Consider the following 20,253-nt stretch of genomic DNA (forward strand, 5'->3'; position numbering starts at 1 on the left):
TTTGCTCGATGGTAGAATTTTGGCTGACACTTTCGCAGGTTGTAATAGAACCCTATAAAGAACAAGAGGAATTAAGCCCATTAGCATCCTGACCAGATCACTGATCACCTCACTACTTTTTACATCAATTGCGACTCACGCAATAGGTAATGAAGAGCAAAGTGATGAGCAGAAGAAGCCGCACTGGCTCGAAGAGTATCAGGATGACCTTGAGCTGTTTTCTTTTGAGGGCTACCGACTTCATCACTACCGCAGCCCCACCCCCAAGCATAGTGAACATGCAGAAACGCTGGATACAGCTGCCCTGCTAACGCTATTGGATATGCCGCAAAAACCGGCTCTACTGGATGTTCAACCATTGCCTTGGAGCAATGTTTTTATCCAAAAAAATGAGCGAAGGCATATTCCCGGTAGTATCTGGTTACCCAATGTAGGAATGGGTGAGCTTGAAAATGACTGGAGCGAATATTTTCAGGAGCATTTGAAGCGCGCTACAAATGGCGACAAAGGCTACCCGATTGTTTTGTATTGTCGCGCGGATTGCTGGATGTCATGGAATGCGCTTAAACGCGCAAACGAATGGGGTTACACCAATCTGTATTGGTACCGTAACGGTACCGATGAATGGTTACAACTTGAGCAGGAAACGAGTATAGCTGTACCGGAGTCATTCCCTCTGCAGCAAAAATAACCCCTGCAACGAGCAGACTTATGATACTGTATTAAAAGCAATATACAGTGTCTTGTGCTCAGAATGAGTAAAGATTTGGCCTGATGTTTTATGTCGGGCAGGCACCAATAATAAATATAATTTTTGGAGATATGTCGTGTACAAGATCCTGATAGCGGATGATCACCCGCTGTTTCGCGAAGCGATTATCAATGTAATTCAGAACAGTTTTGCTGGTTGCGAAACCCTGGAAACAGAAGATCTGGATAGCGCTCTAGAAATCGCACAAAACGAAGAAGAGCTGGATCTTATCCTGCTGGACCTCAACATGCCGGGCATGAACGGCCTGAACGGTCTAATTACACTGCGTAATGATCTACCAACAGTTCCAGTTGTGATTGTATCTGCAGAAGAAGATAAGCAGATCGTCCTGCAGGCTATCACTTATGGCGCCGTTGGCTTTATCACCAAGTCGTCGCCACGTGACCAGATGACCGATGCCTTGCAGCAAATTCTGGCCGGAAATGTTTACCTGCCTTCGGATATTATTCGTGCAAGCCAGCCTGACAATCGCCGTACACAGCGAAAAGATGAGAACCAGATTCCACCGGAACTGCTGTCATCTCTGACACGTCGCCAACTGTTGGTACTGGAACGTATGTCCAAAGGTGAATCGAATAAACAGATCGCTTACAACCTGAATATCGCCGAAACTACGGTAAAAGCGCACGTTTCTGCAATTCTGCGTAAACTGGGCGTTCACAACCGTATTCAAGCTGTACTATCTGCCGGCAATATCGACTTCAACGAATATCTGAAGCGTTAAAACCGCAAAATAGCAGGATCACCCCTCAGGTGATTCTGCTGGTTCCACCTCTGCTTTTGCAATCCTAAGACAGTTGTCGCCGCTCTTTTTATCCCGCATATTCAAAAACTCGTCATACACCCGCAGCTCCCCTTCAGTAATCGGGGCAGACGCAGATCATCGGCTCCAGCAACAGATGATAAGTTTTCCCGTGCAGTCTGCGGTTGAACATCTCAACACAACCTATATAGATCATGTTGTGACCTTCTGAAGGTTCTCAATCAGTTGCATCTGTATTGAGAACTATCTGCTTCATGCTTTACCTAACTCTTCTACCCCTTTGTTAGCCAGCTGATCGGCTAACTCATTTTCCGGATGCCCACTGTGACCTTTCACCCATCGCCAATCTATCTTATGTGGTTTGGTAGCTGCATCCAGTCGCTGCCACAAATCGGCATTTTTAACCGGTTTTTTAGCAGAGTTTTTCCAGTTACGCTTTTTCCAACCATCCATCCACTCCGTGATTCCCTGTCGCACATACTGAGAGTCAGTGGTCAGGATCACATCACAAGGGCGATTAAGGCTTTCCAGTGAAACTATTGCCGCCATCAGCTCCATGCGATTATTGGTCGTATTCTCTTCCCCACCATAAAGTTGCTTTTCCGCCTCACCGTAACGCAGTAGAGCGCCCCAGCCACCCGGACCTGGATTACCTTTGCAGGCCCCATCAGTGAATATTTCAACGACTTTCACGTATTTTCCTTAATGAATCTCTGGCAGAAGGCTCAGCTACAGGAATATTGATCAGGCGACGTAACGCCCACCCGGGACGAATCGGCGTCATGCCTGCAATGTCTTTTCGAGCCAACATTACAGAAAAAGCACCATTTTTCGCTGGACTAGGCTTAACCCAATTTTTCATACAGGATAAGCGTGATCGCAAGGAGCTCTTCTCTAAAGGCGCGTGATGATACCCGGAAATGTGTTTGAGTTCAGTCAATTCAAGCAATTTGAGCCAATCGGATAGACGTCGATGACTGATGAAGTGCCCACACCAGGGAGGTAAATTCTTTTTGCGTGAAAACAGCCGGTACAGGCCCCATAAGCTCAATGGGTTAAAGCCTACGATAACTACATGCCCACCGGGTCTGAGAATTCGTGATGCTTCCCTCAAAACCTGGTGTGGGGAATCTGTAAAGTCCAGCGCATGATGCAACAGAACCACATCAACACTTTCATGAGCCAAAGGCACTTGAGTATTGTCTGCGACAATGTTGTGGTCATCGATACCTAATTCGAGTCTAGGTATAACCGAAAAGCAGTGGCTAACGGGGCTTTCCTTGTAAAGCTGAACTCGGCTATCAACAGAGAACTGAGCTAAATGCACCCCAAACAGTGTCGAGACAATTTTATCTACCACCTCAGACTCCGCGGTTAACAGCTCCCGACCGAGGTCGGAATCAAACCAGGCCTTAAGTTGGGGTAACAAAATTTCCAGAGGCTGTTGCTTATGAAAACTCATTCCGGCTAAAAATCACTGTCCTGTAGTAATAGAAACAGTATTATATTTATAGAGCTTGAGCACAACAGAGGTGAAGCTAAAGAAATGTTTAATGTAACCCCAATTCCAGCCTTTAACGATAATTATATCTGGGCAATCAGCCTGCCGGAACAAAATGCAGTTGCTGTAGTAGACCCTGGTGATGCCCAACCCGTGCTCGACTACCTGAAGAGTAATAATTTATCTCTCTGCGCCATACTGATTACTCACCACCACAACGATCATACTGGCGGGGTTAGTAAACTGACTGAATCCTTTGATGTTCCTGTATACGGCCCTGCAAACTCACCTTTTAAAGGGATCACACACCCGCTAAGCAAAGGCGATAAGATTGACCTGCTCGGCAAAACATTAACCATTAATGAAATCCCAGGGCATACACTCGACCACATCAGTTATTACACTGGTGAAAATGAACCTCAGCTATTTTGCGGTGATACGCTATTCTTGGCTGGCTGTGGTCGCCTGTTTGAAGGCACTGCAGCTCAAATGCTTGAGGCTATGGACTACTTTGCCGAAATGCCTGACAACACTGAAGTCTACTGCACCCACGAGTATTCCTTAGCTAATCTGGATTTTGCTGTAGCCGTTGAGCCAAACAACAATGAAATAAAGGCTACAGTTGAGCAGTGCAAAGCGTTACGTGCAGACGACCAACCCACTCTGCCAAGCACCATCGGTCAGGAAAAACAGATCAATCCATTTATGCGAACCCATCACGCTGATGTTATCCAAGCGGCGAATAATTTTTCCGGTAGTACGTTGGAAAACAAAGTCGCAATTTTTGCATCAATCCGCGAGTGGAAAAATCAGTTTTAGTTGTGGGCCATCACTTATTGACCCCGCTTATTGACCAAAATTAGTCCGCTGATAGAATGGATCGATTTACACACTCCAAGCCATCGGAGCATCATGTTTTCATCTTGTAAATCGGTCCTGTCCGTTTTTGTAGCAGGCGCAGTTCTCAGCGGTTGTCAGTCCGTATCAGAAAAACCTGGCCAGACAAATACGGCTATTCAGCCAACATCATCAGTTACAGTTAATAAAACCGAGCAGGTTAATCAGGCAGAAACGGCCGCACCTACCGATCTTTGGGTATTAACACGCCAACATATGCAGTTGGATCTTCACCTTGACCAAGCCAGAGTACAAACCCAGCTGAATTGGTATAAAAAACATCCAACCTATATGGATCGCATTGTTAAGCGTGCGACGCCCTATTATCACTATATTGTTAATGAAGCGATTAAACGCGGAATTCCAACAGAACTAGCGCTATTACCTATTGTCGAAAGCGCATTCGACCCATTTGCGTATTCGCATGGTCGTGCAGCAGGTCCATGGCAGTTTATACCTTCAACGGGCAAACATTTCGGACTACAACAAACCTGGTGGTACGATGGTCGTCGCGACATTACAGCTTCAACCGAGGCTGCATTCACCTATCTGCAACAGCTGAACAAGCGCTTTGACGGTGACTGGCTATTAGCCCTTGCAGCCTATAATGCTGGTGGCGGAAACGTATCCAAAGCAATCAAACGCAATAAACGTTCTGATAAAGCCACTGATTACTGGTCTCTAAAACTTCCCAAGGAGACCATGGCTTACGTACCCAAATTACTGGCTATCGCTGAACTGGTAAAAAATAGTGACGCGCATGGTTTAACTCTAAAAGAGATTCCTAACACCCCCTACTTCACCTCTGTAGATACCGGAAGTCAGATTGATCTGGCTCAGGCAGCAGAAATGGCGGGTATTACAACTAAAGAGATCTATCTGCTGAATCCCGGCTTTAACCGCTGGGCAACCTCTCCAGATGGACCACACTCTCTTCTGATTCCCGTTGCCCAAGCCACTCAATTTCAGAGCGCACTGAAAAACCTACCTGAGAAGGAAAGAGTAAAATGGACTCGCTACAAGGTTAAATCTGGCGATTCACTTATCAGCATAGCCTCAAAATTTGATACAACAGTTGCTCAGATCCGCAAATCGAATAAGATCAGCGGTAATCGTATCCGCTCTGGACAAACCCTGATGATCTCAACAGCGAGTCAACAGGCTAGTGAATACGCTCTGAGCCAGCAGCAACGCCACATAGAGAAACAGAAAACCATCTCCCGAACCACTGACCGCAAAGAGCAGTATCACACGGTTAGATCAGGTGATAGCTTCTGGAGCATCGCTCGAAAATATCAGGTGGGTGTTCGTCAGCTAGCACGCTGGAATAGCATGGCTCCTGGAGATGCATTGAGAGTTGGCAAACGTCTTGTGATCTGGAGCAAACCAACCCAAACTGCTTTGAGCAGCTCTGATCGACAGATTATTCGCAAGGTTGGCTACAAAGTACGTAGCGGTGATTCGCTTTCTCTGATTGCCGACAAATTTAACGTTCGTGTTGCAGATATTCTTAGCTGGAATAAACTCAACAAAAAACGCTACCTGCAGCCTGGGCAGCGTCTGACCCTTTATGTTGATGTCACTCGAACCAACTGATGAGCGATTAAAACAATGGAACCCATCTATATCTTCATCATTGTTATCTCCACCCTACTGGCGATCGTATTTAAGGTGGTGATGTTTAAGAAAATTCGTAATTGGATGGACCAGGACTTAATTAAAGGACTGGCAGATGAAAATCCTGACAAACTGAAATTTCTCATCGAGAAATACAATGAGATGGTCGAATCTAAAGTTAACAGGAAAGAATATCACCAGCGCTTAACTGATTTTGCAGAACAATTTGAACAAAATAACTGAATAATTGTCTGTTAACTTTATCAGTGCAGAAGTTAATCCAACTGACTGATATAAATAATAAAATCTAATTCAGCAGTGATAAGGAAATTCGATTCCATGCGAGATATTTCGCTACAGCAAGCGCTTATAGGCCGATTACTCAGAAGCCTGCTTAGCACTCTTGTTGTGATGATTGCCCTACTACCGATATCACTTAAAGCTGATGCAGTTTCTGTTAGCCATGGCATTGCGATGCACGGCGATCTCAAATACGCACCAGGCTTCTCCCACTTCGATTATGTCAATCCTGATGCTCCGAAAGGCGGTAAAGTTGTCCGGTCAGCAATAGGCACTTACGACAGTTTTAATGGCTTTGTAGTGAAAGGCACAGCTGCGGATGGACTAGGAAAAATCTATGACAGCCTGCTGGCCCGGGCTGAAGATGAGCCCTTTTCTCTCTACGGTTTGCTAGCAGAATCTCTCGAAGTTCCGGCAGACAGAAGTTGGATTATTTTTAACCTTCGCCCTGAAGCACGCTTCAGCGATGGCAATCCTGTCACCGCCGAAGATGTTGTCTTCAGTTTTGATATTTTGAGAGAAAAAGGAGCTCCTGGATATAAAGCCTACTACGCAGATATTGAAAAGGTTGAAGCGCTTAACTCCCGTCGGGTGAAATTCACCTTTAAGCATGCAAAGAACAAAGAATTAGCTCTGATAGTAGGTGAAGCCGCCGTACTGCCAAAACACTACTGGCAAGATCGTGATTTCCAAAAGCCCACGCTGGATATTCCTGTAGGTTCCGGCCCCTATATTATTGATTCATTTGAAGCGGGTCGCAGTATTACCTATCGTCGCAACCCTGACTACTGGGGTCAGTCTTTACCTGTGCGCCGAGGTAAAGATAACTTTGATCTGATCACCTATGACTACTACCGAGACGGTACAGTCGCCATGGAAGCGTTCAAAGCCGGTGAATATGACTTTCGCGAAGAGAATTCCTCTAAACGTTGGGCCACCAGCTATACGGGGCAGGCGTTTGATGATGGCCGTATTCTGGTCAGAGAACTGGAACATGAAAATCCCACAGGGATGCAAGCATTCATCCTCAACACTCGCCGCGAACAGTTTGCCGATCCAATCGTAAGACAAGCATTAGCTATGGCGTTTGATTTCGAGTGGACCAATAAGAATATCTTTTATAACGCCTACACCCGCACCCACAGTTTCTACTCTAACTCAGAGATGGCAGCCACTGAGCTACCTACTGAAAAAGAGCTGGAGATCCTGAAACCGATTAAAGATCAGGTGCCGGAAGAGGTTTTCACCAAGGTTTACCGTGCACCAGAAACCCAAGGTGATGGCAAAATTTATACAGAACTGCGTCAAGCGAAGCGTCTTTTGCAAACAGCAGGCTGGCGCTTTAAAGATGGCAAGTTGATTAATGACAAGGGCGAGCAGCTAACTATCGAGATGCTGTTGTATTCCCCGGCCTTCGAACGTGTCGTCGCTCCATTCATCCGTAACCTGGAACGATTGGGTATCAAATCCAATATTCGACTGGTAGATGTCTCCCAATATATCAGCCGGCTGCGTAGTTTTGACTTCGATATCGTTGTCAGCGGCTTTGGCCAATCAACCTCCCCAGGCAATGAGCAGCGTAATTATTGGCACTCATCCGGTGCAAATGTTGAAGGAAGTAGGAATCTGATAGGTATTAACAATCCTGCAGTTGATTATCTTGTTGACCAACTGATTCAGGCTCCTGATCGTGAGCAACTGGTACTACGTACACGTGCTTTGGACCGTGTACTGCAATGGAATCATTATGTGATTCCGCAATACCATATTAATAAATACCGTGTTGCCTACTGGGACAAGTTCGTGATGCCAGATACACGTCCAAAATACAGCCTGGGTTTTAATACATGGTGGTTTAAAGAAGCAGGAGTCGCTCAATAATGGCAGCTTATATCCTGCGGCGCTTATTGCTGATCATCCCTACCCTGATCGGTATTCTGACCATTAACTTCATTATTATTCAGGCTGCTCCAGGCGGACCGGTTGAACAGACGATCGCGCAGCTGCAAGGATTAGATACCAATGCTACTGCACGGATCAGCGGAGCTCAGAATGACATCTCCAGCCAGACGGCAAGCAACACTTCTGGAAACGGCAGTAGCGATAGTGGTTACCGCGGTGCACAGGGGTTAGACCCTGAACTGATAAAAGAGATCGAAGCTATTTATGGTTTTGATAAACCTGCACACGAGCGCTTCTGGCAGATGCTGAAGAATTATGCTGTCTTCGATTTTGGGAAAAGTCTATTCAGCGATAAGAGTGTTATCGATCTGATTATCGAGAAACTGCCAGTTTCAATTTCTCTGGGGCTCTGGGCTACACTGATAACCTATATGGTTTCTATTCCTCTGGGCATCCGTAAAGCTGTACGTGATGGCACGCCATTCGATATCTGGACCAGTAGCGCAATCATCATCGGTTACGCAATCCCCAACTTCCTGTTCGCTATTCTACTGATCGTGATTTTTGCCGGTGGCACCTGGTTTGATTGGTTCCCTCTTCGCGGACTGACCTCACCTAACTTTGATGAATTAAGCCTGTGGGGGCAGATTAAGGATTACTTCTGGCATATCACACTGCCTGTCATCGCTTCAGTAATAGGTAGTTTCGCTACACTGACCATGCTGACCAAAAACTCATTCCTTGATGAGATAAACAAACAGTATGTGCTGACAGCACGAGCTAAAGGCCTGTCTGAAAACCAAGTGCTTTATGGACATGTTTTCCGTAACGCAATGCTGATTATTATCGCGGGTATGCCTGCCGCGCTGATCTCCATCTTCTTCACCGGTTCCATGCTAATCGAGGTAATTTTCTCTCTGGATGGCATTGGCTTGCTTGGTTACGAAGCAGTGATCAACCGCGATTATCCGGTTATTTTCGGCACTCTGTATATCTTCACCCTGATAGGCCTGTTGCTAAAATTGATTAGCGATATCACCTATGTATTGGTTGATCCTCGTATCGATTTCGAGAGCCGGGAGAACTAAGCATGGGACGATTAGCAGCAAAATTTAGTCCGTTAAATCAGCGCCGCATTGAGAACTTCCGCAATAATCGCCGTGGTTACTGGTCATTATGGATTTTTCTCAGCCTGTTCTTCCTTTCTCTATTCGCAGAGCTAATCGCTAATGATGATCCATTGCTGGTTTCATATAAGGGTGAATTTTACTTCCCGGTAGCCACCGAATACACCGAGCTGACTTTTGGTGGAGAGTTTGAGAGCCCTGCCGATTTCAAAGACCCTTACATACAAGATCTGATTCACAACCAAGGTGATGGCTGGATTATCTGGCCGATGATCCGCTATAGCTACAACACCATCAATTACGATCTACCGGTCCCTGCACCATCACCACCGACATTGGAAAACCCACTAGGTACAGATGATCAGGCCCGTGATGTGTTAGCTCGCGTAATCTATGGCTTCCGTATCTCAATTCTGTTCGCGGTAGTACTAACACTGGCGAGTTCAGTAATAGGCGTTATCGCAGGCGCAGTGCAAGGCTATTACGGCGGTAAAGTAGACCTGTTCTTCCAGCGTTTTATTGAGATCTGGTCGGGTCTTCCTGTTCTGTTCCTGTTGATTATCCTTGCAAGCCTGGTTGAGCCTAATTTCTGGTGGCTGCTGGGAATAATGCTTCTGTTCTCCTGGATGAATCTGGTGGACGTAGTCCGTGCTGAGTTTCTGCGTGGACGTAACCTGGAGTATGTTCGCGCAGCACGTGCCTTAGGTCTAAATAACCGCATGATTATGTTCCGCCATATTCTGCCTAATGCGATGGTTGCGACCCTAACCTTTATGCCGTTTATTTTTAACGGTTCAGTGGTTACCTTAACCGCATTGGATTTCCTCGGCTTTGGTTTACCTCCGGGTAGCCCTTCGCTTGGTGAACTTGTCGCACAGGGTAAAACCAATCTGCATGCTCCCTGGTTAGGGATCAGTGCCTTTTTAACTTTGTCTATCATGCTGACACTTTTGATTTTTATCGGTGAAGCTGTCCGTGATGCTTTTGATCCAAGGAAAGTTTCATGACTCAGCCTTTCCCAACAGTTTCATCGAATCAATCACTATTAAGTGTCCGCAACCTATCGGTCCGTTTTGATCAGGGAGAGAGTGAGGCAGTTGATGCAGTAAAGAATATCAGCTTCGATATCGACAAGGGCAAAACCCTGGCGCTGGTAGGTGAATCAGGCTCAGGAAAGTCTGTTTCAGCAATGTCGATCCTCAAACTGTTGCCCTACCCTAAAGCCAGCCACCCCAGTGGTGAGATCTATTACGCAGGACAAAACCTACTTGAGCTAAACGAAAACCAGATGCGTCAGCTGCGTGGCGACAAGGTCAGCGTGATCTTTCAAGAACCGATGACCTCTCTAAACCCACTACACACTATCCAAAAGCAGATTGGCGAAACCCTACTGTTACACCGAGGGTTAACCGGCAAACAGGCGCGAGGGCGTATTCTCGAGCTTCTGGAGCTAGTAGGTATCCCTGAGCCAGAGAAACGCCTGAACAGCTACCCTCATGAGTTATCTGGAGGTCAGCGCCAGCGTGTAATGATTGCAATGGCTTTGGCTAACGATCCAGAGCTGCTGATTGCTGATGAGCCAACCACCGCTCTGGATGTAACAATTCAGGAACAGATTCTGGAACTTCTGAAAGATCTGCAGCAGAAACTGAATATGGCTATCCTCCTGATTACCCATGATCTGAATATTGTGCGTCGCTATGCTCACGACGTTTGCGTAATGTATCAGGGTGAACAGGTTGAAAGTGCTACAACTGAGCAGCTTTTCAGTAACCCGAAACACTCATACACGCAAAAGCTTTTAGATGCAGAACCCTCTGGAGAGCCTGCAGTTATCAATAGTACGGTACAGCCACTGCTTAATACCAACGATCTGAAAATATGGTTCCCGGTTAAGCAAGGCTTTCTCAAGAGAACGGTTGACCATATCAAAGCGGTAAATCAGGTAAATCTGGAACTAAACCGTGGAGAGACTTTAGGTGTGGTGGGTGAATCGGGCTCCGGTAAAACCACACTGGCTTTGGCTATCTTGAAACTGATTCGAAGTGAAGGTGGTATTACTTTCAGCGGAACTGAGCTTTCTGCGATGGGACAAAAAGAGGTTAAACCCCTACGCAGCAGGATGCAGATCGTATTTCAGGACCCATTTGGAAGCCTAAGCCCTAGAATGTCGATTACCGAGATCATCGCGGAAGGCCTTGAGATCCATCAACCAGCAAGCAAAGCTGAACACGAAACACAGATCATCGAAGTACTTAAAGAAGTAGGTATCGATCCCGACAGTCGCCACCGCTACCCTCACGAATTCTCAGGAGGACAGCGCCAACGTATTGCGATCGCTCGTGCCTTAGTATTGAAACCAGAACTCATCGTTCTCGATGAGCCAACATCAGCACTGGACCGTACGGTACAGAAGCAGATTGTAGAGTTACTGAGAAATCTGCAGGAAAAATTTGCCTTAAGCTATCTGTTTATCAGCCATGACCTAGCTGTGGTCAAAGCCCTGAGCCACAAATTAATGGTTATGCATCATGGAGATGTCGTTGAACAAGGTGATGCTACCCGGATCTTCAATAACCCAAGCCATAGCTACACTCAGAAACTCCTCAGCGCTGCATTCAGCCAATAAGTAGAGATTCTGTTCTACTTATTGGCAATTCCTCTGTTGTTCTTTAGAGCGATATCACTGGAGACATATTTACTTTCCCTGCCCATAAAACTAAAGTTCAATACTGACGAAAAAATATGGGATTGGACATAGTTTCAGTTTGGGCTGATTCATCTGTGGTCAATCCCATATTTTTTGAGGATTTACCATGAACAACTCTCCTTCTACAGGCACTCCGCACAAGATCCTTGTGATCGGCGGCGGTGCTGGCGGGCTTGAGCTGGTAACACAGCTTGGTCACCGATACCGCAAAGATCCCAACGTAACTGTCACTCTTGTTGATCAAAAACGCTCACACATTTGGAAACCATTGCTACACGAAGTAGCCACAGGCTCTCTAGACCCAAGCACTGATGCCGTGATCTACCATGCTCATGCAGTTAAACACCACTATGAGTTCCAACTGGGACAGTTTTGTGGCCTGAGCGCTGATAAGAAACAGATTACCCTTGCTGAAACACTGGATGAATCAGGTCAGCAGGTTCTGCCTGAACGTCATCTGGACTACGATACTCTGGTTATGGCAATCGGTAGCGTAAGCAACGACTTTAATACACCGGGTGTATCTGATCACTGCTTCTTCCTTGATACGGCTAAGCAGGCTGAGCGCTTCCATAACGCCCTGATTAATAACTTCATGCGTATCAACCAGCGTGATAGCGGTGTTCTAAATATCGCTATTGTTGGCGCTGGGGCAACAGGTGTAGAGCTTTCTGCAGAACTATATAACGTAACTGATATGCTGAAGTCATATGGCTTGCAGAATATGACTTCTGATCAACTCAAAGTTAAGCTGATTGAAGCCGGTCCTCGCATACTCCCTGCCCTGCCTGGGCGTATTTCGGCCTCTGCGCGTAAAGAGCTGTCCGATTTAGGTGTGGAAGTGCGTGAGAACACCATGATTCAATCGGCAAATGAAGATGGTTTTATAACATCTGAAGATGAACTGATCGAAGCGGATATGATGATCTGGGCTGCAGGTGTAAAGGCCCCAGATTTCCTAGCCGACCTGTATCAGTTTGAACTGACCCGCTCAAATCAGGTTCTTGTTAAACCTACACTGCAAAGCAGTAACAACGATGACATCTTTGTGATCGGTGACTGCTGCGCCTGCGCACTACCCGATGGAAGCTGGGTACCACCGCGCGCCCAGTCAGCTCACCAGATGGCATCACTGGCGAAACAAAACATCATCAATCAATTGCAGGGTAAACCACTAAAAGACTTTCAATATAAGGATCATGGCTCACTGGTTAACCTTAGCCGCTACAGTACAGTGGGAAGCCTAATGGGCAACCTGACCAAGAATAGTATGTTTATTGAAGGTAAAATTGCCCGAATAGTTTATATATCACTTTACCGTATGCATCAGATTGCTATTCACGGTTTCTTTAAAGCGATGTTGGTATTCGTTGCGGAGAAGGTGAGTAAGGTCGTTCGACCGAAGATGAAGTTGCACTGATAACTCATCTTTAGTCATGTGCCATTTAATCCGTTCCTATTCGGCTCTAAATGGCACATGATACGATTTACAGATCTTTTCTAGATAATCTGGCTTATAGCTAAGTCCGCCGGATTAAACTTATTTTTCGAATTTATAGAATTCCTTATTCATATAAGCCGAAACATCAGATACATCTTCCGGAAACCAGCCTACATCAAGATTAGTGTTACAACCTTCAACAAAAGCTTCTAGCTTCGCGTAGCTGGTAACTTTGCGATCTTCACGGCTAAAGAAACTTGTTTCATGACAGGTTTCACAGTTCGCATCTGTGTATTCGATACCTTGGATGGTTTTTTCTATCTCCACCTCATGATACAGCTCTTTGCCATTTTCAGGGTCTGCCGCTGCTGCAGTCAAAGGCATAGCTGATACGCTGATAACTGCTGCCAGAATACCTGTCTTAATAGAATAACCTGTCATCACTTCCTCCATAAATCTTACCGTCTTATTCTTATTTTTGACCGTTGGTCAGTTACCACAGCCTACTAGAAGCCTTCAGCCAAGTCTAATTTAGATTTCGCTGATATGGTTAACAAAATCGGCAGGTTCAACAACCCCGATCAAAGTCTTATTCGCTAGCATATTGCCCTCTGCATTGTAGAAGATCAACGCAGGCGGTCCGATCAGTGAATAAGCTTTGTTCAAGGCTTTGGCAGGATCATCATTTGCGGTCACATCCACTTTAATCAACCGGAATCGTTCCAGAGCTTTTTGAGAGTTAACATCCGCAAACGTTATGACTTCAAGCTCTATACAGGACACACACCAATCAGCATAAAAATCCAGCATAACAGGAAGGCCCTGAGCCTTGGCATCGATCAATTGCTGATCCAGTTGCTCAGGAGTAGTAACTACAATGAATGGAAGCTTTGTACTCTGTTCAGCTGAAGCGCCGGCAAAGCCCTTCAGCGGGTAGATCAGGCTTTTATTACCTCCCAATGCACCAGCCATCAAAGACAGCGCATAGACAAACACGATCAAGCCTATGCCTTTCCCAAGATGCGACGAAGCCGAGGATTTTTTATCCAGTTTGGTCAATACACCCATGTAAACCGACGAAACAATCAGAACAATGGCTGTTAACCACATAGTAACGACGGTTGGAACAATTCGGTCCAGCATCCAGATAGCCAGGAGCAGCAACAACACTCCAAAGAATGCTTTTACTTTCTCCATCCATAACCCTGCATGAGGTAGTAGCTTACCTGCAGAAGTACCAACCAGAAGAATAGGTACACCCATGCCCAGACTCATGGAGAAAAGTGCGCTACCACCCAGAATGGGATCACCTGTTTGACCAATATAAATCAGTGCGCCCGCCAGTGGCGCAGCCATGCAGGGTCCTACAATCAGTGCAGATAGGAAGCCCATAATCGCAACACCCGTAACTGTTCCGCCTTCCTGGCTGTTGCTGGCCTTACTTAAACGTGTCTGTAGACTATTCGGCAACTGAAGTTCATAGAAACCAAACATCGAAAGCGATAACAGTACAAAGACAAAACTGAATACACCAATTATCCACGGGTTCTGGAACATCGCCTGCAGATTTTCGCCAAACAGTCCTGCAAAGATTCCCGCAAGGGTATATGTAACCGCCACAGCAAGCACATAAACCAGAGAAAGGAAGAAACCTCTAGAAGCAGTAACATGTCTTCCCTGCCCCGCTATAATGCTGGACAAGATAGGAATCATTGGAAATACGCACGGAGTGAATGAGAGTGCCAGACCTGCAATAAAGAAAGCACCCAGAGTCACCAGCAGATCCCCCTGCCCAATCATCTGTGCAAACTGATCCTGCTCACTTAATACCGTTGTCTGCGGTGGTGTGATTAGTGTTGGGGATACTTTCTGTTCTTTAGCAGCAATAGATGTCTCCTGCACAGCAGGAGTGATACCTGAAACTTTAACCTCTTTAGTCACCGGCGGGTAACAGATACCCCCTTCCCAGCACCCCTGATAGGTCACTTCCAGAGTGTCATCTACAACTTCAGATGAGAGACTGGCCAGATCAAAGCTGACCTCAGCTCGGTTGTGGTAAACCCAAACTTTGCCGAACAAAGGATCGTCTTTCTGCTTGGCTTCCGCGTTTGAACGGTTAAGAATCTTTGTTTCACTATTATTCTTGAGCTCAATTCGGTCACGATAGAGATAATAATCGTCAGGTATATCCCAATAGAGGTTTAATTTATTCCCCTCTTGGATGTGCCCAAAAACAAAAGCTTTTTCGACCTCTAGAGGTCCATTGTTAGAGAAGGGGCTATTATCAAATAAACCGGCGCTAGCTGGCAGGCTGATAATTGAAGCAAAGGAAACAAATAAAAATAATCCAAGCTTCTGTTTTAGATTCCTAAACACACAGATTCCTTAAATCTAATGGCAATCGTCCCATTGACCATTTTTTAACGTCAGAGTTCGCCAAATTTCAGTCCATTTTTAAATATATTACCGGACATTAGCAATCTCGAATAAAGCTATTTCTAAGTGTACCACGGCAACCTGTAATTTCATGACAGCTCTTTAAAACAGCCAATACTGAGCCAGATCAGAAATATTCCCTAATTTCAGGCTGTAATTGCCAGATTAGCCCCTCCGTATACTTATAACCGACATAGGTTTGTGGTAAAAAAGGCGTCACATTGACATAGAGTCTAGGGAACCGAAGTGATCGCCACATAATTTCATCTTAATTCGTGGCAATGCGGCTTCTCTAAAGCAGGATAAATTAATAATGACTGATACACGCGTTGAAGATTTAAACATTGAATCAAATACCGTCCTGGTTTCTCCGGACGCACTAAAAGCAGAGATGCCTATCTCTGAGAAAGCAGCTGCTGCAGTAATGCAGGGCCGCTCTGTTGTTCGTGACATTCTGGATCGCAAAGATCCACGTCTTTTTGTTGTGGTAGGTCCATGCTCTATCCACGACACAGAAGCAGCTATCGAATACGGTAAGAAGCTGGTTGAACTGCAGGAAAAAGTAAAAGATTCTTTGTATCTGGTAATGCGTGTTTATTTTGAAAAACCACGTACCACTGTTGGCTGGAAAGGCCTGATCAACGACCCTCACTTGAACGACTCCTTTGAGATCGAAGAAGGCCTGCACATTGCGCGTAAGCTTCTTCTTGACCTGTCTGAGCTAGGCCTACCGCTAGCCACTGAAGCGCTGGACCCTATCTCACCACAGTACATGCAGGACTTGATCGCATGGTCTGCGATCGGTGCACGCACAACTGAGTCTCAGACTCACCGTGAGATGTCTTCAGGTCTGTCATGTGCGGTTGGTTTCAAAAACGGTACTGATGGTGGCCTTGAAGTGGCGACTAACGCACTAAAATCAGTTAGCGCTCCACACCGCTTCCTGGGTATCAATGCAGAAGGTCAGGTATCCATTGTTCACACTAAAGGCAACCAGTACGGTCACGTTGTACTACGTGGTGGTGGCGGAAAGCCAAACTACGATTCAGTGAACGTTGCTATCTGCGAGCAGGCCCTGGAAAAAGCGGGTCTGGCAAACAACATCATGATCGACTGTAGCCACGCCAACTCCAGCAAAGACCCGGCTTTGCAGCCGCTGGTAGCAGAAAACGCAGCTAACCAGATTCTGGAAGGAAACAAATCCATTGTTGGCCTGATGATTGAAAGTAATCTGGGTTGGGGCAACCAGTCTATTCCTGACAATCTGGAAGATCTGGAATACGGTGTTTCTGTAACTGATGCTTGTATCGACTGGGATGCTACTGAGAAATGCCTGGTTGAGATGAATGAGAAACTGAAAGAGGTTCTACCGAACCGCTAATTCCTTCTCTAAACGATAAAAAGCGCATGCAGTATGGCTGATGCGCTTTTTTTGTACCTGTAGAAGCTGATCAAATATAAACGCTTTCCAGATCTTCCCTTACTAGCTGGTTAAAGATATCAACGTAATCAGGGTTAAATCGAAGGCCCTTCTCACTGTTCATTGAACGCAGCACCTTAGCAACCGCAATCTTGGCATTATGTTCGACTCTGGCTTTGCGGTACTGTTGCTGATAATAACGTACAAGCGCTAAAATCATCCCTCCCGGGTTGATCTCTTCACCGGCAAGCCCTTCAGGCACTCCCTTACCATCATAACGGGCAAAGCTATGCTCAATCATCTCTGCAGCCGATAACCATTTACCACCAAGTTTTAGAAAACCTGCAGTCAGCTCCAGCTGCTCAGATACGCGCTGTTTCTCCCAACAATCACTGTCCGGTAGTATTTCGAAAATTGGCGAAGTAACAAATTTACTACCCAGCAGATTCATATAAAGTGCTGCGCTTATCTGATCATCACTCACTTTATTAGTGAGGTGCTTATTAATGTAAGTACAGATGCCCAGAAGTCGATCGACTTTACACTGATGCTGTAACGATTTGGAACGCATAATATCTGAGATACGTTGCATAAATTCGAGGTCAGAGAAGTTCTTCAGTTTTTCCTGTTTTTCCAAACGCTCGAGGATCTTTTCGCTGACATCTTCAGTAGCAGTTAACGCACCAGAGAGACTATCTAAGGTTTTAAGAATAACGTCTTCACGCTTATCAGGCTCTGTTTTAAAAACCTGATCAACACTGGTTTGTAGTACAAGGATATTATTTTCTGCAATTTCATTCCCTGCAATTGCAGAGGCGACCAACTGCTCCAGACGCTGAAAAATATAGGTCATAAACTCACCGCAAGGAGGTGTATATGTGTACTCACCTTTGCGCATCTGTGACACAAGATCTTCAAGACGGTGGCAGATATCAGCTATATCGTCCAGAAACACCATATGGCAGTTACCCTTAAGAGAATGAACTGCACGAAACATCTCATGCACAACATCCTCCTGGTAGCTGCAATTCAGAGTACTAAAGCAGATATCCAGCTCATCCATTGCCTCCCTAAAACTGGTGTAGAACTCAGTTTTAAGCTCATCACTTAATGATTGAAAGGCATTGTAGTTATCTTGAGACATTGATCACCATATGACTGACTGTATCCGGCTATCATAACCGTCACGCATAAAAAAAGGATAGCAGAAATGCCATCCTTTTCTTTATGTATTTTAGTAAGTTAGACCAATTATGATCAATTAATCCTCAGGTACAGCTTTTTGCTGTTCCATGTTTTCGTAAATCAGAATTGGATCATTATCACCATTGATAACACCTTCATCGATCACGACTTTACTTACATTATCCATCGACGGCAGTTGATACATAATATCCAGCAGCGTGGCTTCCATGATTGAGCGAAGGCCACGAGCACCCGTTTTACGTTCCAACGCCTTCTGAGCCACCGCTTGAAGCGCAGTTTCACGGAAATCAACCTCAGCCCCCTCCATATCAAACAACGCTGCGTACTGCTTAGTCAGGCTGTTTTTAGGCTCAGTCAAAATCTGGATCAATGCCTCTTCATCCAGCTCAGCCAGTGTCGCAATCATCGGTAGACGACCAACGAACTCTGGTATTAGACCGTACTTAACCAGATCTTCGGCTTCCATTTCCATCAAACTGTCAGAAACAGTTTTCTCTTCATCTTTGCTCTTAACAACAGCACTGAAGCCAATAGAGCTTTTCTCTGAGCGATCACGGATTATCTGTTCAAGACCCGCGAATGCGCCACCACAGATAAACAGGATATTAGAAGTATCAACCTGCAGGAACTCCTGCTGAGGATGCTTACGACCACCCTGAGGTGGAACAGAAGCGACTGTACCCTCAATGAGTTTCAGCAGAGCCTGCTGGACACCTTCACCCGATACATCACGTGTAATAGATGGGTTGTCAGACTTACGCGATATTTTGTCGATCTCATCGATGTAAACAATACCCAACTGGGCTTTCTCAACATCGTAGTCACACTTCTGTAGAAGCTTCTGAATAATATTCTCTACATCTTCACCGACATAACCCGCTTCAGTCAGCGTAGTCGCATCAGCAATGGTAAATGGCACATTCAGAAGGCGCGCCAGAGTCTGAGCCAGCAGAGTTTTACCGCTACCGGTTGGGCCGATAAGTAGAATATTACTCTTACCCAGCTCAACTTCAGAATTGCTGCTTTTCTGGAAACGCAGACGCTTATAGTGGTTATAAACCGCTACTGCAAGAACCTTCTTAGCTCGCTCCTGACCTATAACATACTCATCTAAGGCTGCACTCAGCTCAGATGGTGTAGGAAGGTGATCTCCCTCTTCCTGAGGCTCAGCATCCTGAATCTCTTCACGAATGATATCGTTACACAGATCTACACATTCGTCGCAGATAAAAACAGAAGGCCCTGCAATCAGCTTCCGTACTTCATCCTGGCTTTTGCCACAGAATGAACAGTACAACAGCTTGCCGCTATCATCTCCGTCCTTACCTTTGATTTCGTCGGTCATTCGACTTCCTCGTATTACTAATCAGGGTATTAACCCTATATTGATACTTGCCTCAATCTTTTCAACCCTACAGAGGGCATTAATGAGTATAGTAACAATTACAAAAATTCTTTATTTCGCGTTACTCAGCGTTACGACGATCAAGCACTTCATCGATCAAGCCGTACTCTTTAGCGGCATAAGGATCCATAAAGTTGTCACGATCAGTGTCACGAGAGATTGTCTCAAGGTCCTGACCTGTATGCTCAGACAACAAACGATTCAATTTTTCACGGATACTCAGGATCTCTTTAGTGTGGATCTCGATATCCGTCGCCTGCCCCTGATAACCACCCAACGGCTGATGAATCATAACGCGGGAGTTCGGTAGTGCAAAACGCTTACCCTCTGCACCGCCTGCCAGCAGGAATGCACCCATGCTCGCTGCCTGACCCAGACACATTGTACTGACATCAGGTTTGATAAACTGCATTGTGTCATAAATAGACATACCAGCAGTCACAGAACCACCCGGTGAATTGATGTAAAGATGAATATCTTTATCCGGGTTTTCCGCTTCCAGGAATAACAACTGAGCCACTACCAGATTAGCCATATGATCTTCTACTGGACCAACCAGAAAGATCACACGCTCTTTTAACAGACGGGAATAGATATCATAAGCGCGTTCACCACGTGCAGACTGCTCAACTACCATAGGAACAAGACTGCTCAGGATATCAGCACCACCTTTTCCAAAATCCGTCATTTAACACTCCTTAAACGGAAAAAAACAAAACCAAGCACTCGATAATACTACGTTACCCAGTACAGACA

Annotated in this window: 18 protein-coding genes; 11 read left to right on the forward strand and 7 right to left on the reverse strand. The window is 45.6% G+C overall.

Features of this window, described 5'->3' with window-relative positions; translation table 11 throughout:
- Positions 1-214 precede the first annotated feature (214 nt).
- Positions 215-691 carry a rhodanese-like domain-containing protein gene (locus GY843_RS05160; protein WP_297307290.1) on the forward strand — a complete coding sequence of 159 codons (477 nt, stop codon included), beginning with the start codon at positions 215-217 and terminating at the stop codon, positions 689-691.
- Positions 692-827: 136 nt separating this feature from the next.
- Positions 828-1,496: a response regulator transcription factor gene (locus GY843_RS05165; protein WP_297307200.1), complete on the forward strand. Its 669-nt coding sequence runs from the start codon at positions 828-830 to the stop codon at positions 1,494-1,496.
- A 291-nt stretch (positions 1,497-1,787) separates the two neighbouring features.
- On the opposite strand, the gene rnhA is transcribed toward GY843_RS05165, so the two are convergent.
- Positions 1,788-2,228 (reverse strand): ribonuclease HI, encoded by a 441-nt coding sequence (rnhA, locus tag GY843_RS05175; protein WP_297307202.1) that lies wholly within the window; start codon positions 2,226-2,228, stop codon positions 1,788-1,790.
- Positions 2,215-2,895, reverse strand: a complete 681-nt coding sequence (locus tag GY843_RS05180; RefSeq protein WP_297307204.1) for a class I SAM-dependent methyltransferase — start codon at positions 2,893-2,895, stop codon at positions 2,215-2,217. Before GY843_RS05180 ends, rnhA begins: the two co-directional genes overlap by 14 nt.
- 186 nt (positions 2,896-3,081) lie before the next feature.
- Between GY843_RS05180 and gloB the strand changes: the two genes are divergently transcribed.
- From gloB to GY843_RS05220, 8 genes are all read left to right on the forward strand, one after another.
- On the forward strand, positions 3,082-3,855 hold the full coding sequence (gene gloB, locus GY843_RS05185) for a hydroxyacylglutathione hydrolase (protein WP_297307206.1): 774 nt from the start codon (positions 3,082-3,084) through the stop codon (positions 3,853-3,855).
- A 93-nt stretch (positions 3,856-3,948) separates the two neighbouring features.
- Complete coding sequence (locus GY843_RS05190; RefSeq protein WP_297307208.1) at positions 3,949-5,529, forward strand: LysM peptidoglycan-binding domain-containing protein; 1,581 nt, start codon at positions 3,949-3,951, stop codon at positions 5,527-5,529.
- 15 nt (positions 5,530-5,544) lie between these two features.
- Entirely contained in the window at positions 5,545-5,793 is a 249-nt protein-coding gene (locus tag GY843_RS05195; RefSeq protein ID WP_297307210.1) for a hypothetical protein, read from the forward strand.
- A 96-nt stretch (positions 5,794-5,889) separates the two neighbouring features.
- Positions 5,890-7,731: an extracellular solute-binding protein gene (locus GY843_RS05200; protein ID WP_297307212.1), complete on the forward strand. Its 1,842-nt coding sequence runs from the start codon at positions 5,890-5,892 to the stop codon at positions 7,729-7,731.
- Entirely contained in the window at positions 7,731-8,840 is a 1,110-nt protein-coding gene (locus GY843_RS05205; RefSeq protein ID WP_297307214.1) for a microcin C ABC transporter permease YejB, read from the forward strand. The genes GY843_RS05200 and GY843_RS05205 overlap by 1 nt, the downstream gene beginning before the upstream one ends.
- Positions 8,841-8,842: 2 nt before the next feature.
- Complete coding sequence (locus GY843_RS05210; RefSeq protein ID WP_297307216.1) at positions 8,843-9,886, forward strand: ABC transporter permease; 1,044 nt, start codon at positions 8,843-8,845, stop codon at positions 9,884-9,886.
- The gene (locus tag GY843_RS05215; RefSeq protein ID WP_297307218.1) at positions 9,883-11,508 is read left to right on the forward strand and encodes an ABC transporter ATP-binding protein; all 1,626 of its coding nucleotides are present in this window, start codon (positions 9,883-9,885) and stop codon (positions 11,506-11,508) included. The genes GY843_RS05210 and GY843_RS05215 overlap by 4 nt, the downstream gene beginning before the upstream one ends.
- A gap of 187 nt (positions 11,509-11,695) precedes the next feature.
- A complete protein-coding gene (locus GY843_RS05220) occupies positions 11,696-13,009 on the forward strand; it encodes an NAD(P)/FAD-dependent oxidoreductase (RefSeq protein WP_297307221.1) in 1,314 nt (437 codons plus the stop codon).
- A 120-nt stretch (positions 13,010-13,129) separates the two neighbouring features.
- Here GY843_RS05220 and GY843_RS05225 read toward each other — a convergent pair whose 3' ends face one another.
- Together GY843_RS05225 and dsbD are read right to left on the reverse strand one after the other, a co-directional pair.
- Entirely contained in the window at positions 13,130-13,471 is a 342-nt protein-coding gene (locus GY843_RS05225; protein ID WP_297307223.1) for a hypothetical protein, read from the reverse strand.
- A gap of 90 nt (positions 13,472-13,561) precedes the next feature.
- A complete protein-coding gene (gene dsbD / locus GY843_RS05230; protein ID WP_297307225.1) occupies positions 13,562-15,406 on the reverse strand; it encodes a protein-disulfide reductase DsbD in 1,845 nt (614 codons plus the stop codon).
- Positions 15,407-15,779: 373 nt separating this feature from the next.
- Between dsbD and GY843_RS05235 the strand changes: the two genes are divergently transcribed.
- The gene (locus GY843_RS05235) at positions 15,780-16,847 is read left to right on the forward strand and encodes a 3-deoxy-7-phosphoheptulonate synthase (protein ID WP_297307227.1); all 1,068 of its coding nucleotides are present in this window, start codon (positions 15,780-15,782) and stop codon (positions 16,845-16,847) included.
- A gap of 70 nt (positions 16,848-16,917) precedes the next feature.
- On the opposite strand, the gene GY843_RS05240 is transcribed toward GY843_RS05235, so the two are convergent.
- From GY843_RS05240 to clpP, 3 genes are all read right to left on the reverse strand, one after another.
- Complete coding sequence (locus GY843_RS05240; RefSeq protein ID WP_297307228.1) at positions 16,918-18,030, reverse strand: Hpt domain-containing protein; 1,113 nt, start codon at positions 18,028-18,030, stop codon at positions 16,918-16,920.
- A 117-nt stretch (positions 18,031-18,147) separates the two neighbouring features.
- Positions 18,148-19,437, reverse strand: coding sequence for an ATP-dependent Clp protease ATP-binding subunit ClpX (clpX, locus tag GY843_RS05245; protein ID WP_297307230.1), 1,290 nt, complete (start codon positions 19,435-19,437; stop codon positions 18,148-18,150).
- A gap of 121 nt (positions 19,438-19,558) precedes the next feature.
- Positions 19,559-20,185, reverse strand: coding sequence for an ATP-dependent Clp endopeptidase proteolytic subunit ClpP (gene clpP, locus GY843_RS05250; protein ID WP_297307232.1), 627 nt, complete (start codon positions 20,183-20,185; stop codon positions 19,559-19,561).
- Positions 20,186-20,253: the final 68 nt, after the last annotated feature.

Source organism: Neptuniibacter sp. (assembly GCF_024231755.1).
GTDB lineage: Bacteria > Pseudomonadota > Gammaproteobacteria > Pseudomonadales > Balneatricaceae > Neptuniibacter.